Origin of the sequence: Corallococcus sp. NCSPR001, from assembly GCF_017309135.1 — a bacterium.
GTDB lineage: Bacteria > Myxococcota > Myxococcia > Myxococcales > Myxococcaceae > Corallococcus.
Map to the genome: position 1 here is coordinate 4076120 of NZ_JAFIMS010000002.1, position 13131 is coordinate 4089250.

At 69.4% G+C, this 13131-nt stretch carries 12 protein-coding genes; 3 read left to right on the forward strand and 9 right to left on the reverse strand.

The window, feature by feature from the left end:
* Positions 1-71: 71 nt before the first annotated feature.
* The 4 genes from JYJ93_RS18565 to JYJ93_RS18580 all read right to left on the reverse strand — a co-directional run bounded on the left by JYJ93_RS18565 (position 72) and on the right by JYJ93_RS18580 (position 4502).
* Entirely contained in the window at positions 72-1667 is a 1596-nt protein-coding gene (locus JYJ93_RS18565) for an aromatic amino acid hydroxylase (protein ID WP_206793123.1), read from the reverse strand.
* Between the two features lie 93 nt (positions 1668-1760).
* Positions 1761-2681, reverse strand: coding sequence for a LysR family transcriptional regulator (locus tag JYJ93_RS18570; protein WP_206793125.1), 921 nt, complete (start codon positions 2679-2681; stop codon positions 1761-1763).
* Between the two features lie 18 nt (positions 2682-2699).
* Positions 2700-3521, reverse strand: a complete 822-nt coding sequence (locus JYJ93_RS18575; RefSeq protein WP_206793127.1) for an NAD(P)-dependent oxidoreductase — start codon at positions 3519-3521, stop codon at positions 2700-2702.
* A 90-nt stretch (positions 3522-3611) separates the two neighbouring features.
* Complete coding sequence (locus JYJ93_RS18580) at positions 3612-4502, reverse strand: hypothetical protein (protein WP_206793129.1); 891 nt, start codon at positions 4500-4502, stop codon at positions 3612-3614.
* Between the two features lie 113 nt (positions 4503-4615).
* Between JYJ93_RS18580 and JYJ93_RS18585 the strand changes: the two genes are divergently transcribed.
* Positions 4616-7300: a M1 family metallopeptidase gene (locus JYJ93_RS18585; RefSeq protein WP_206793131.1), complete on the forward strand. Its 2685-nt coding sequence runs from the start codon at positions 4616-4618 to the stop codon at positions 7298-7300.
* Between the two features lie 4 nt (positions 7301-7304).
* On the opposite strand, the gene JYJ93_RS18590 is transcribed toward JYJ93_RS18585, so the two are convergent.
* The 3 genes from JYJ93_RS18590 to JYJ93_RS18600 all read right to left on the reverse strand — a co-directional run bounded on the left by JYJ93_RS18590 (position 7305) and on the right by JYJ93_RS18600 (position 9252).
* Complete coding sequence (locus JYJ93_RS18590) at positions 7305-7706, reverse strand: hypothetical protein (RefSeq protein WP_206793133.1); 402 nt, start codon at positions 7704-7706, stop codon at positions 7305-7307.
* Between the two features lie 83 nt (positions 7707-7789).
* Positions 7790-8134 carry an antibiotic biosynthesis monooxygenase gene (locus JYJ93_RS18595; RefSeq protein WP_206793135.1) on the reverse strand — a complete coding sequence of 115 codons (345 nt, stop codon included), beginning with the start codon at positions 8132-8134 and terminating at the stop codon, positions 7790-7792.
* Positions 8131-9252 (reverse strand): cytochrome P450, encoded by a 1122-nt coding sequence (locus JYJ93_RS18600; RefSeq protein WP_206793137.1) that lies wholly within the window; start codon positions 9250-9252, stop codon positions 8131-8133. The genes JYJ93_RS18595 and JYJ93_RS18600 overlap by 4 nt, the downstream gene beginning before the upstream one ends.
* Before the next feature lie 63 nt (positions 9253-9315).
* Between JYJ93_RS18600 and JYJ93_RS18605 the strand changes: the two genes are divergently transcribed.
* Positions 9316-9999, forward strand: coding sequence for a winged helix-turn-helix domain-containing protein (locus JYJ93_RS18605; RefSeq protein WP_206793139.1), 684 nt, complete (start codon positions 9316-9318; stop codon positions 9997-9999).
* Here JYJ93_RS18605 and proC read toward each other — a convergent pair.
* Entirely contained in the window at positions 9981-10832 is an 852-nt protein-coding gene (gene proC, locus JYJ93_RS18610; RefSeq protein WP_206793141.1) for a pyrroline-5-carboxylate reductase, read from the reverse strand. The two genes, JYJ93_RS18605 and proC, sit on opposite strands and share 19 nt — an antisense overlap.
* A 239-nt stretch (positions 10833-11071) precedes the next feature.
* Here proC and JYJ93_RS18615 point away from each other — a divergent pair, with 239 nt between their 5' ends.
* The gene (locus tag JYJ93_RS18615; RefSeq protein WP_242543854.1) at positions 11072-12058 is read left to right on the forward strand and encodes an alpha/beta hydrolase; all 987 of its coding nucleotides are present in this window, start codon (positions 11072-11074) and stop codon (positions 12056-12058) included.
* 187 nt (positions 12059-12245) lie between these two features.
* On the opposite strand, the gene JYJ93_RS18620 is transcribed toward JYJ93_RS18615, so the two are convergent.
* Positions 12246-13022: a DUF481 domain-containing protein gene (locus JYJ93_RS18620; protein ID WP_206793143.1), complete on the reverse strand. Its 777-nt coding sequence runs from the start codon at positions 13020-13022 to the stop codon at positions 12246-12248.
* Positions 13023-13131 lie beyond the last annotated feature (109 nt).

A 13131-nucleotide genomic window follows, 5' to 3' on the forward strand; every position in this document is an offset into this window, starting at 1 on the left:
TGCCCGCGTTGAGCTGACAGCTGCTGATGGAGCGTCCGCTGTGCGAGCGCGCGGGGACCCGCAAGTGGGTCCTACGCGTGCGCCGCCTCGCGCCGGGAGGGCACCTCTCCGCGCAGCTCCGCGACCTCCGCGCGCAGGAGCCAGTCGGTCGGGAAGTCCGTGGACGCGCGGGCGATCTGCTCCAGCCGCTCCGGGGTCAGTTGCCCCGTCTCGCGGATGCGGCGCACCTCCGTGTAGAGGGCCGCCAGCGACGGGGGCAGGGCCTGTGCCTTGCGCTCGCGCGCCTGGGCCTCGCCGTCGCCCGCGGTGAAGGCGTCCATCTCCCCGAACCACTCGTCCCACGTGCCCGGGTCGGCGGGGCCGCCCGCCACGGACGGCAGCCGCTCCGTCAGGTACAGGCGCGCCATGGACGGCAGCGTCAGCTCGCGGCCGGCCAGCGTGCCGCGCAGGCCAATCACCTCGCCGCCGCCCACCGCGAAGCCCTCCAGCACCAGCCCGCTGTCGAGCGTGAGCTGGAAGCTCCCGCGCTCCGGCAGGGTGCCCTGGCCAAAGGCCACCAGCGCCGCGCCGCTGAACGGCTTGTCCAGCGCGTGCCCGTTCACGGACGTGAGGATGGGGCCCTCCAGCCGGGCCAGCGCGGTGGCCAGGCCCGGGACCACGTCCTTCGCCGCGGGCAGCAGCTCCACCACCTTGCCCGTCACCTCGCGGCCGTCCGCGAGCACCAGGTGGTTGACCGTGCGCGCGCGCAGCGCCTCGTTCAGGCCATGGTCCCCGCCGCGCTTCCACGCGAGCGTGGACTCGAACTCCGCCAGCACTTCGAAGAGGTGTTCAAAGTCGCGCGCCACGAAGAGCTGCGGCTGCATGCGGGTGATGTCGTAGTCCGTGTCCGCGCACGCCACGCCCAGGGGCAGCTTGTGCACGGCGGACGTCAGGCAGTGCTTTGCCTCGCCGATGCTGGACAGCAGGCCCGCGCCGTAGATGCGCGGGTGCTTCAGGTCGCCAATGAGGCCGTACTCCGCGGTCCACCAGTACAGGCGGCTCGCGCGGGTGCTCTCGCTGATGTAGCGGTGGCTGGCGTTGGCGGCCTCCAGGCGGGCCTGGGCGTGGGCGATCTCCTCTTCCGTCGCGGTGGGGTCCTCCTTCACCACGGAGAGGTTGCGGATGGCCTCGAAGACGGCCTGGTCCTCCACGCTCGCGATGGCCTTGAAGCCCACCAGCCCCACGGACTTGAGGTACTGGGCATACCGGGCGTTCGCGATGATGGGCGCGTGGCCCGCGCTCTCATGGACGATGTCCGGCGCGGGCGTGTACTGGATGTGCTCGTGCGTGCGGATGTCCGCCGCGATGGCCAGCACGCCCAGCGCCTGCAGCTCCGTGAAGACGGCCGGCGGGATGAAGCCGCGCACCGCCACGCAGGCCCAGCCCAGCTTGGACAGCTTCTCGTTCATCTCGTCCAGGCTGGGGATGGCCTCCGCGCCAATGCCCGTGGCCTCCAGGCCCTCCAGATAGACGGGGTGCGCCTTGTCGCTCAGGTGCTCGCGCAGCTGCCCCAGGATGTGCCGCCACACCGCCTGGTCGCGGGGCGTGTACGCCGCGTAGTCCTGGCTCACCACGTAGCGGCGCAGGTGGGCGGGAAGGCGGGCAATGGTCCGTTCCGTGGGCGTCATCGCGAGCGGCTCCTTCAGGAGAAACAGGACTCCTGAAGAATACGCACCGCACTGCAAGACGGAAATCCGGCAGAATTCGACGTCTTCGTCGAATTATCGTCGTTTATTCAGACGGCGCCGCACCCCGTCAAGGATGGATTGGACGGCGGGGCTGAGGCCTCCGGAGGGCCAGACGGCCACCACCTCCACGACCTGGGGCTCCTGTTCGCGCAGGGGCCAGACGTGGAGGTCGGGGGGAAACGGCTGGGTGGGGCGCACGTCCGGGGCGATGGTGCAGGCCTTGTAGGCGCGCAGCAGTTCGTACAGGTGGAGGAAGCTCTCCACGCGGCCCACCTCCGTGACGGAGACGCCGTGCGCGGCGAAGCGGGCGCTGTTGGCGCCGCCGTAGGGGTCGTCCCGCAGCCAGTCCACGAAGCGCTGATCCTGGAGGTCCTTTACGTCCAGGGCGCGGCGGGAGGCGTGCGTCCGCGCGAGCGCGGAGTCCGGGCCCGCGATGACGACGAAGGACATGCGCAGCAGGGACTCGGTGTCCACGCCTTCGTGCGGGGGCAGCGGGGTGAAGTCGAGCGCCAGGTCCTGCTGCCGCGTCTGCACCTGCCGCATGAGCTCGTGCGAGCCGCCGAAGCCCACCACCAGCTTGAGGTCGGCGGCGGCGGCGTCCTGCGCGATGCCGCCCAACAGCGTCATGGACAGCGTGGGGTTGAGGCCCAGGCGCAGGGTGGGCTCCACGCGGGCCAGGTCCATCAGCCGCTTCATGTCCAGCTGATGCAGCGGCGTCTGGGTGCCCGCGTAGAGGCGCTCTCCCCGCGCGGACAGTTGCAGGCGCCGGCCCGGCCCCCGCTCCAGCAGGGCGGCGCCATCCGCGAGCACTTCCTCCAGGGCGCGGATGTGCTCGCTCACGACGGAGCGGGCGACGCCCAGGTGCTCCGCGGCGGCGTCGATGCTGCCGGCCTCCACGGCGGCGGTGAAGGACTCGAGCCAGACCAGGTGTCGCTGGAGCTTGCGCGGGGGCATGGGGCTTTGCGCGCGCGACTAGAGGAAGAAGTCGGGCAGGAGCTCCGCGCCGGGGACGGACTGGTACTTGTCGAAGTTCGTGACGCCAGCGGCGCGCAGCACTTCATCGTCGATGCAGAAGTTGCCGGTGAAGGAGCGGCTGGGCCTGGTGAGGATGGCGTACGCGGCGTCCGCCATGATCTCCGGCTTGCGGCTGCCCTTGATGGTGTCGTCGCCACCCAGCAGGTTCTGCACGGCGGCGGTGGCGATGACGGTGCGGGGCCACAGCGTGTTGACGGCGATGCCGTCGTCCTTGAGCTCCTCCGCCATGCCCAGCGCGCACAGGCTCATGCCGTACTTCGCGATGGTGTAGGCCACGTGGGGGCCGAACCAGCGCGGCTCCATGTTGAGCGGCGGCGAGTTGTTGAGGATGTGCGGGTTGGAGGACTTCTTGAGGTACGGGATGCACGCCTGTGAGCACGCGAAGGTGCCGCGCGTGTTGATGCCGTGCATCAGGTCGAAGCGCTTGAGCGGCGTGTCCAGCGTGCCGGTGAGGCTGATGGCGCTGGCGTTGTTCACCAGGATGTCGATGCCGCCGAAGGTCTCCACGGCCTTGGCGACGGCGGCGTGGATCTGCGCCTCGTCGCGGATGTCCACCACGCACGGGAGCGCCTTGCCGCCGGCCTCTTCGATCTCCTTCGCCGCCGAGTAGATGGTGCCGGGCAGCTTGGGGTGCGGGTCGGTCGTCTTCGCGGCGATGACGATGTTGGCGCCGTCGCGGGCCGCGCGCAGCGCGATGGCCTTGCCGATGCCGCGGCTGGCGCCGGTGATGAAGAGGGTCTTGCCTTGGAGGTTGGACATGGGCCGCATCCTGGCCCACTCCACCGCCGCGTGCATCAGGAAGACATCCCGTGGACCGGGGCCGCGCTGAGCCCCGGTCCGGACGGCCGGTTACTGCGTGATGCAGGTGACGGTTTCGATCATCGTCACGTTGGAGTTGCCGGTGGTGTTCCAGCTACCGACGCCGTTCGTGCCGACGATGTACGTGTAGGCGGTGCCTCGGATGGCGGTGGTGAAGCTGCTCACGTCGACGTGGCCCTGGTCCAGGCAGAAGCGGCGGGCGGTCGCCGCCGGGGTGCTGAAGTTCCCGGTGGGGTAGTTGGGCTGGATGGTGCCGATCTGGTAGCCGTTCACCTTCGGCACCGCGTAGGTGAGGACCGGCGCGTTGAAGCAGGTGATGGTCTCCAGCATGGTCACGTTGGAGTTGCCGGTGGTGTTCCAGTTGCCGACGCCGTTCGTGCCGACGATGTACGTGTACGCGGAGCCACGGATGGCTGTGGTGAAGGTGCGAGCGCCAGTGTGGCCCTGGTCCACGCAGAAGCGGCGGGCGGTGTCGGCGGGCGTGCTGTAGTTGCCGGTCGGGTAGCTGGGCTGGATGGTGCCGACCTGGTAGCCGTTGACGGTGGGCGTCGTGTACGTGACGTCCGAGCTGGAGTTGAAGCAGATGATGGTTTCAATCATCGTCACGTTGGAGTTGCCGGTCGTGTTCCAGGGGCCCACGCCGTTCGTGCCAATGATGTACGTGTACGCGGAGCCCCGGATGGCGGTGGTGAAGCTTTGCGCGCCGCTGTGGCCCTTGTCCTGACAGAAGCGGCGGGCCGTGTCGGCGGCGCTGCTGAAGTTCCCGGTAGGCTGGTTGGGCAGGTAGGTGCCAATCTGATAGCCATTGACCGTGGGCGTCACATAGGTCTGGTAGGTGTCAGCATTGGCTGACGACGCGAAGCCCACGACGAGAAGCAGGGACACGAAGAGGGTGGGGAGACCGCTGCCGCGACGAGACATGTTTTTCCTCGGCTTGAGGGTGATGCGGGGGGAGCCGGACCGTAGCGGCTCCCAGGGTTGAACGCACTGTTTCACAGACCGGGAGACATCCTCGTGGTCTACGCTGCGCCCCCATGCGACTGCTCCCACTCCTCGCCTTGGTGGTGTTGACCGTCCGCTGTGCCCACGCGCCAGAGGCCGCACCGACTGCTTCCGCGCCTCCCGCCGTGTCGTGGCCGGAGGCCCTGCCTCCCGCGCTGCGGCTGCCGGACACCGTGCGGCCCGTGCACTACGCGCTGGACCTGAAGCTCGTGCCCTCGGAGGACACGTACCCGGGCAGCGTCACCATCGACGTGGAGGTCCGCGAGCCCGTGCGCCAGGTGTGGCTGCATGCGCAGGACGTGGACGTGACGCGGGCTCGCGTCACCGCGGGCGGTCGCACGTTCGACGCGAAGCCTGTCACCGCGCCCGAGGGACGTCTGGGATTGCTCCTTCCGGAGGAGTTGCCCGTTGGGCAGGCCCAGCTCGTGCTCGACTTCACCGGCAAGGTGGACCGCGAGCGCAGCCAGGGCATCTATGGAGTGGAGGAGGGCGGTGAGCCCTACCTCTACACGTTCTTCGAGCCCATCGACGCGCGCCGCGCCTTCCCTTGCTTCGACGAGCCGACCTTCAAGGTGCCCTGGCGCCTGCGCTTCACCGTGAAGGCCGGACACGTGGCGCTGGCCAATCATCCCGTCGTGTCGCGCGAGCCCCTGGCGGACGGCCTGGAGCGCGTCACCTTCGCGGAGAGCAAGCCGATGCCCAGCTACCTCGTGGCCTTCATGGTGGGGCCGTTCGACGTGGTGGAGGCTGGCACCGTGGGGCGCACGAACGTGCCGCTGCGCTTCATCGTCCCCAAGGGCCGGGGCGCGGAGACGCGCTACGCCGCGAGCATCACGCCTCGCATCGTGAAGGGGCTGGAGGACTTCTTCGACCAGCCGTATCCGTACGAGAAGCTCGATGTGGCGGTCGTGCCCCGGTACTGGGGCACCATGGAGCACCCCGGCATCGTCGCGCTCGGGCAGCCGCTCACGCTCATCCCGCCCGGCGAGGAGACGCTGGCCCGCCGCAAGTCGTACGCGGTCATCGCCAACCATGAGCTGGGCCACTACTGGTTCGGGGACGTCGTCACCTGCTCCTGGTGGAACGACATCTGGCTCAACGAGTCCTTCACCGCGTGGCTGGACCGGCAGACCGTGGACCGGCTGGAGCCGTCCTGGGACTTCCAGCAGGAGCGCGCCATGTCCGCGACCCGCTCCGCGCTGGCGTCGGATGAGCTGGCGGCGGCGCTGCCCGTGCGCAAGCCCGTGGAGAGCAACGACGACATCGTGGGCTCGTTCGACAACGGGACGACGTATGACAAGGGCTCGTCCGTCATCGCCATGTACGAGGCCTGGCTGGGGCCGGAGCGCTTCCGCGACTTCCTCCGGGGCTATGTCCGCAAGCACGCGTGGAAGGTCGCGACGCTGGAGGACTTCCTCGCGGACCTGTCCCAGGCGGCGGGGCCGGAGGTGGCGCAATCCTTTGGCGGCTTCATCGAGCGCAGCGGGGCGCCTCGCATCACCGCGCAGCTGTCCTGCCCGGCGGGCGGCGCTCCGTCCGTGAAGCTGTCGCAGGAGCGGTACCTGCCCGTGGGCTCCAAGGCGGACTCGCGGCAGGAGTGGCAGGTGCCCGTGTGTCTTCGCGTGGGGACGGGCACCCAGTCGTCGCGGGTGTGCTCGATGTTGCAGGGCCCGTCCGTAGAGGTCGCGTTGCCCACGAAGCAGTGCCCGGCGTGGGTGCTGCTCAACGCGGGCGGCACGGGTTACTACCGGGGCGGTTACACCCGCGAGCAGTTGACGAAGCTGCTCGCGACTCCGCCCGCCGCCTTCACTCCCGCGGAGCAGGTGGCGCTCTGGGCGGACGTGGATGCGGCGGTGAACCGGGGCGACCTGCCGCTGGGGGAGGCGCTGAAGGCGGTGCCTGCCTCCGCGAAGTCGACGAACCGGCTCGTGGTGCAGAGCGGGGCCTTGATGCTGGACCTCGTGCGCCTGGATCAGCTCACGCCCGAGGAGCGCCAGCGCTTTCGCGCGTGGGTGGCCTCGCTCTACTCGGCGCGCGCGCGGGCCCTGGGCTGGGTGCCGAAGCCGGGCGAGGACGACTCCGTGAAGGATTCACGCTCCCTGTTCCTCCGTCTGGCGGGCGGTCTGGGGGATGACCCCCGGCTGGTGAAGGAGTCGCTGCCCCTGGTGCGCGCCTGGCTTGAGGACCGCAAGTCGGTGGACCCGGAGGCGTTCGGTGCCGCGCTGCCGCGAGCGGCGACGCACGGTGACGCGGCGCTGTTCGACGCGCTGCTGGAGGCGGCGAAGAAGGAACAGGACCGCACCGAGCGTTCCCGGCTGCTGACGTCGCTTTCATACTTCCGGAACCCGGACCTGCTGTGGCGGGCGCTGGGGCTCGTGGTGTCGCCGGAGTTCGACGTGCGCGACTCGCAGGTCATCCTCCGGATGGCGTTGATGTCGCCGGAGTCCCAGTCGCTAGCGTGGGACTTCTACCAGACGCACTTCGATGCGCTGACCCAGCGGCTGCGCTCGGATGAGCTGGGCCGGCTGATTGGACAGACGGGGAGCCTCTGCGATGACATCCACCTGACGCAGGTGGAGACCTTCCTCACGCCCCGCGTGGACAAGATCGAAGGCGGTCCGCGCTCGCTCGCCCGGGCCCTGGAGTCCATCCGGCTGTGCATCGAGTCCCAGAAGCTCCAGTCCCCGAGCGTCAAGGCGTTCCTCCGCGCCCGGTGAGCCCTCACGGACCGTAGGGACACATCTTCAGCATCTGCGCGATGGGCGGGCGGCAGAGCTCCAGGAGCTGTGTCTCGTCCAGGAACGAGGAGTTCCGCGCCTTGAGGTAGCAGGACGCGGGATCATCCGAGGGCGTGGCGTACTGGCAGAGCTGGAGCGCCTGCGGGTCGGCGAGGAAGCCTTTCTCCTGCACCCGGAGGAAACATTTCGCCGGGGTGTCGGAGCGGGCACCCTGGCAGAGCTGCGCCGCGACGCTCTCGCTCACCCCGCTACCCTCGCGCGCCGCTTCGAAGCAGGAGTATTGCGACGCCTCCTGCTCGGGAGGGCCTTCCAGTTGCGCCGCGGCCGGAAGCCCGAGCAGCGCGGCAGCCAGCCCCCAGCAACGTCTCCATTGGCCTCGCTTCATCGTTCACCCCCCACAGAAGGTGGGGGAGTCATGGCCCGCATGGGAGGGACGGGCGGGAGGACAGCCGCCGTGCGCCAGCCGCTTCAACCGTGCACGGTGCGACTGTCAGCGGGCACGGCCGCCCGGTCCTTCAAGCCGTAATCCCGCACGACGTGCGCCACCCGCAGGCGGTAGTCGCTGAACACGCCCCCCCGGCCTTCGCGCTGGGCGTCACGGTGGGCCTCCAGTCGCCGCCACTCCGCCACCGCTGCCTCGTCGCGCCAGTAGGACAGGGACAAGAGCTTCCCCGGTTCGGTGAGGCTCTGGAACCGCTCGATGGAGATGAAGCCGTCGATGTCCGCCAGCAGTGGGCGCAGTTCCGCCGCGAGGTCCAGGTACCGCTGCCGATGCGACTCGTGTGCCCAGACCTCGAAGATGACAGCAATCATTCCAGTCCTCCCAGGACGCGGGTGTTGGTGGACGCACGCCAGGTGACGGGCCCCGACAGCGGCGACAGGTCCAGACCGCTCGCGAGCATGCGCTCCACCGCCGCGGTGGTCATCGCCGTCGCGAGCAGGTGCCCGGGACAGGCATGCGAGCCCAGGCCGAAGGTGAAGGTCTGGCGCGCCGCCCGCCGTGGCAGGAAGGCGTCGGGCTGCGGATTCGCCAGCGGATCCCGATTCGCGGCGGCCAGCACGACGACGAGGGTCTCACCGGCTTCCAGCGCCTGACCCGCGACGGTCGCGGCGGCATGGGTGAAGCGTCGCGTGTTCTGGACCGGGGAATCGTGGCGAGCCGCTTCCTGGACCACGTCATCCAGCGTGCACGCGCCCTGTGAGAGCTGTTCATGCAGCCCGGGCACACAGGCGAAGGCCCGCAGCGTCGCGCCCAGGAGACCGGCCGTCGCTTCATACGCCTGGGTGAGCAGGCCCACGGCGTTGGGGATGCGCAGGTCCTCCGGACCGTGGCCTTCCATGAGCCGGGCCGTGAACGCGGTCCTCGCCGTGGACTGGAAACAGGCGGCCACGCGGCCGTTCAGCCTCGCCGCGCTCTCGCTGTCACCAGGGGAACCGGCGACCGAGCGGACATAGGCATCCACGTCTCGCACGCTCGCTTCCAGCGTGTCCTCCGGGAAGCCCAGCAGCGACCCCAGCACGAACACGGGGAGTTGGAGGGCGGCGTCCGGCAGTCGTATCCGCGATGGCGTCGCGAACAGCCGTGCCGCCTGGCGGCGGCTCTCCGCTTCGACCTCCCGCAGCGCCTCCGGCAGCGCGCGTGCGAGCGTCTGCTTCACGGCGGGGTAGGGGCCACCGTCGTTCATCCGCACCAGCCGTCCGAAGAGGGCTCCGGCGGCGGTGCCCACCAGATGCGCGGGCACGGGCTCCGACCGTGGCCGGACCCGGCAGTGCTCGCTCGTGAGCACCGCGCGGACGGTGGCCGCATCCGCGGCGATCCATGGCCCGAAGCCGGGGGCGCGGTGCAGTCCGCCCCGGGCTCGAAGCTCCGCGTAGTAGGGGTATGGGTCGGCATGGGTGACGGCCTGATACGGGTCGGTGGGCGGTGTCATCGGTCCTCGAGGTCAGGCACTCTGCTGCCGTTGGCGCGTCCGTGTGCTAGGAAATGGTTCGCCATGGACCGAACGATGAATGCAGGGCCGGACCTCACGACGTTGGCCACGGCCGTGGGGGATGCCACGCGGATCCGGATGTTGGAGCTGCTGATGGAGGGGCGGGCGCTCGTCGCGAAGGAGCTCGCGTTCGGCACGGGCGTCAGCCCCGCGACGGCGACCGCGCACCTGCAGCGGTTGGAGCAGGCCCGGCTGGTCCGCGCCACGCGGCAGGGGCGCAACAAGGTGTTCCGGATCGCCACGCCCACCGTGGCGCGGATGGTGGAAGCGCTGATGACCGTGGCGGTCCGAGCGCCCCGTGCGTCAGCGACTCCGGAGCCCCTGCGGGCCGCGCGCTACTGCTACGACCATCTGGCGGGCCGACTGGGCATGGGCATCACCGACGCGCTGCTTCGGGCCGGGCACCTCTCCCTCCGCAAACGCGCGTTCGCGCTCACGCCGAGCGGCGAGGCATGGTTCCAGGACTTCGGCGTCGACCTGGCGCCCGTGCGCGAGCAGCGGCGCCACTTCGCCCACCGGTGCCTGGACTGGAGCGAGCGGCGCGATCACCTCGCGGGGGCACTGGGCGCGGTGCTCGCCGCCCGGGTGTTCTCATTGGGGTGGGTGGAGCGTCAGCCCGACTCGCGCGGCCTCATCGTCACGCCTGGAGGACAGCGGGGGCTCAAGCGTCACTTCGGTCTGGCGTAGGCCGTGGCGTTCGCGTCCGCGCGCTCACGGGTGCGCTGGATGGCGACGGAGACCGCTTCGCCCACGGCGCGAGGGAGGCCGTGGGCGTCCATCGCCATCAGTCCCGCTTCGGTGATGCCGCCCGGGGTGGCTATCTCCGTGATGAGGCGAGGCGTGGTGGCGCCGGGCTCGGCCAGCAGCTTCGCCGCGCCAATGAGCGTTTCCTTCGCGAGCGCCGCCGCTTCCTCCGAGTCCATCCCGTGCGCCATGGCGGCCTGCGCGAGGGCTTCCACGAAGCGGAAGACATACGCGGGGCCCGTGCCGCACACACCCGTGCAGACCGTGAGCGCCTCCTCGGTCATCCACATCGGCCGTCCCATCGCCGCGAAGACTGACTCGGCCGTCTGTCTCGAGGTCTCCGTCGCACGGATTCCGGCCGTCAGGGGCGTCACGCCTGCTCCCACGCGCACGGGCGTATGGGGCAGGGCGCGGATGACAGAGACGCAGGAGGGCAGCGCCGCTTCCAACTGAGCGAGCCGAACGTCCGCGGAGAGCGACACCACGGTCTGCCCTGGCTCCAGAGCCGGCGAGATGACCGCCATCAGCTCGCGCAGCTGTGCCTGCCGCACCGCCAGCAGGATCACCCCCGCGCCCCGCACCGCCTGCGCGTTGTCCATGAGGACGTGCACGCCGTGTCGGGAGCGCAGCTCTTCTCCGCGCTCGGGCCGGCGCACCGTGACGCGAAGGTCCGAAGGACGCACGTGGCCGGAGCGCAGCAGCCCGAGGATGAGCGCTTCAGCGATCTTGCCGCCTCCCAGGAGGACGACGGGAGCAGAGAGGGAATGGGACGCCATCGCTGAAGCCTATCCCCAAGAAGGCCACGCGAAGTCGCCAACAGCATTCAACAGCGCTCCAGGTGGAGCCACGGACAGAAAGCGCCCCCCGGGAGCGCATTCTCCAAATCTGTCCGACAGTCGGACAGGTTTTCGCTTCCAATCCATGGGTGCCGCTGGACAACAACCTGGTGGAGCGGCAGCTGCGCGACATATGGGCTTCCCTGGTGGTCTCCGCATTCCTGTAGTTGATTCAGTCCATGCGAAGACTCCTCCTCTGCTTGCCGCTGTTGGCCTGTGTGACGACGAAGTCCGTCCCGGTCCCGGCTTCTGCCGACTCCAGCGCGTTGCATCAGGTGAAGCGGGTGAAGGTGGCCGAGGGGGTCGAGCTGGAGCTGCTCGACTTCGGAGGCCAGGGACCCGCGCTCGTCTTCCTGTCGGGCCTGCGCAACACGGGCCACGTGTTCGACACCTTCGCGCCGGAGTTCACCGCGGCCCATCACGTCTACGCCGTCACCCGCCGGGGGTTTGGCTCGTCGAGCTGGCCCGAGCAGGGCTACGACACCGCCACCCTGGGCGAGGACGTCGTCCAGGTGCTGGAAGGGCTGGGAATCGCGAAGGCGTCATTCGTGGGCCACTCCGTCGCCGGGCCAGAGCTCACCTGGGTGGCAACCCATCACCCGGAGCGCGTGGAGAAGGTGGTCTACCTGGACGTGAGGACCAACGGTGACCTGTTGGCGGAGTTCCTTTCGGTCCTGCCCATGCCTCCTCCGAGCGAGCCCGCTCCCGAGGACGTGGCCTCACGCGCCGCGCTCGCCGCCGCGGTCGCGCGTGACGTCGGAGGAGCGTTTCCCGCGCACGAGATCGACGAGGCGAACGAGTTCGATCCGAAGACGGGGCACTACCTGCGCGACCGCAAGTGGCCGCACGCGGAGGAGCGGGTGATGAAGGGGTTCTCGAAGGTGGACTTCGCGGCCGTGACGGCGCCCGTGCTCTTCCTCTACGTGGATCAGCCTCGGTTCGGGCGGGTGGAGGACCTCCCAGGCTTCTCCCAAATGGACCCTCCCGTGCAGGAGAAGTTGAGGACCCTGAGCGCCAGGGCGCTCCAGCGGGAGGCTGAAATGATGAGCGTGATGAGCATGCCGAACTGGAAGGGCATCAAGCTCGAGCACGCGCGGCACTACGTCTGGCTCACCCACCATGACGAGGTGCTGCGCGAGATGAAGACCTTCCTCGAGACATTTTGAAAGGGCGGCGAAGGCGCGCTGGATGAGCGCACCTCCTGTTTCCACACTTCGAGCAAGCGAACACGTCCAGCGCCTTCCGTTGAATGTTCCGAAGCACCTGGGAGTGAAGTCCGCTCCCATGCGAAGGTGCTTGTTCGGGCGCCAGCGCCCGAGCCGTGCTTCCGTCAACGAACGACTGGCCACCCACTCAAAACTTCACTCCCACCGTGGTTCGCAACTGCGTGTCGAGGGGCGGGACCGTCGCGGGCGGCGCGCTGTCGTAGGTGAGGTTGAAGCCGATGCCCACCGTGACGCGGGGATTGGGCGTCATCGCGAAGATCGTCTCGTTGAGGACTCGCAGGTCGGAGGGGCGGGTGACTCGCGGCTGGAAGTAGACCGTCTCCACGAGGTTGATGTTCTCCATCAGCTTCACCCGCCCCAGCAGGTAGCTGGAGACTCTCGGGTCCGTGTAGCGGTCTCCCGCGTCCGCCTCGCCGTCATTGCGCAGCCGCTCGTACTCCATCATCAGCGCCACCCCGAAGGTGATCCCGAGGCTTTCTTCGTTGAGCAGGATGAAGCGCGGCCCCGCGCCCAGCAGGGCCCGGAACTGGAGCCGGCGGAACTCGTTGTACTCGTGCTGCGCGAAGACCTCGCCCGACACCACGTCCGTGAACTTGCGCCGGTAGCGCACGTGCTCCAGCACCTGGCTGACGATGCGCTCGCCGCTGGCGAACGAATACTCACCCCGGATGACGCCCAGCCAGACCTCGCGCTCGGAGCGCAGCTGGCCCACCAGGGAGCCCCGAATGGAGAACAGCTCGGTGCTGCCCGTGCGCCAGTCGCCTCCCAGCTCGATGGCCGCGGCCGGCCCCGGCTCCGCCTTCTCGTCGAAGAGCGCCTGCACGTTGACGATTTGTGCCGCCGCGCCGCTCGCATGGAGCAACACCACCAGCACCACCCACCCACCCGACTTCACGAGATTCATGCCTCCTTGCTGTGCCTGCTCGGGCGCACTTGTTCAACCCTGTTGTTGGGGGCTCCGGTGTTCCGGCCAGCGCTTGACGCCAATGGTGGAGCGGAGCATGCCTGCGCTG

Coding starts and splice junctions, on each gene's coding strand:
- JYJ93_RS18600 (WP_206793137.1), bottom strand. CDS start 9,252: ATGACACCGCCCACCGACCCGTATCAGGCCGTCACCCATGCCGACCCA.
- JYJ93_RS18580 (WP_206793129.1), bottom strand. CDS start 4,502: ATGTCTCGTCGCGGCAGCGGTCTCCCCACCCTCTTCGTGTCCCTGCTT.
- JYJ93_RS18605 (WP_206793139.1), top strand. CDS start 9,316: ATGGACCGAACGATGAATGCAGGGCCGGACCTCACGACGTTGGCCACG.
- JYJ93_RS18575 (WP_206793127.1), bottom strand. CDS start 3,521: ATGTCCAACCTCCAAGGCAAGACCCTCTTCATCACCGGCGCCAGCCGC.
- JYJ93_RS18595 (WP_206793135.1), bottom strand. CDS start 8,134: ATGATTGCTGTCATCTTCGAGGTCTGGGCACACGAGTCGCATCGGCAG.
- JYJ93_RS18585 (WP_206793131.1), top strand. CDS start 4,616: ATGCGACTGCTCCCACTCCTCGCCTTGGTGGTGTTGACCGTCCGCTGT.
- JYJ93_RS18590 (WP_206793133.1), bottom strand. CDS start 7,706: ATGAAGCGAGGCCAATGGAGACGTTGCTGGGGGCTGGCTGCCGCGCTG.
- proC (WP_206793141.1), bottom strand. CDS start 10,832: ATGGCGTCCCATTCCCTCTCTGCTCCCGTCGTCCTCCTGGGAGGCGGC.
- JYJ93_RS18565 (WP_206793123.1), bottom strand. CDS start 1,667: ATGACGCCCACGGAACGGACCATTGCCCGCCTTCCCGCCCACCTGCGC.
- JYJ93_RS18615 (WP_242543854.1), top strand. CDS start 11,072: ATGCGAAGACTCCTCCTCTGCTTGCCGCTGTTGGCCTGTGTGACGACG.
- JYJ93_RS18570 (WP_206793125.1), bottom strand. CDS start 2,681: ATGCCCCCGCGCAAGCTCCAGCGACACCTGGTCTGGCTCGAGTCCTTC.
- JYJ93_RS18620 (WP_206793143.1), bottom strand. CDS start 13,022: ATGAATCTCGTGAAGTCGGGTGGGTGGGTGGTGCTGGTGGTGTTGCTC.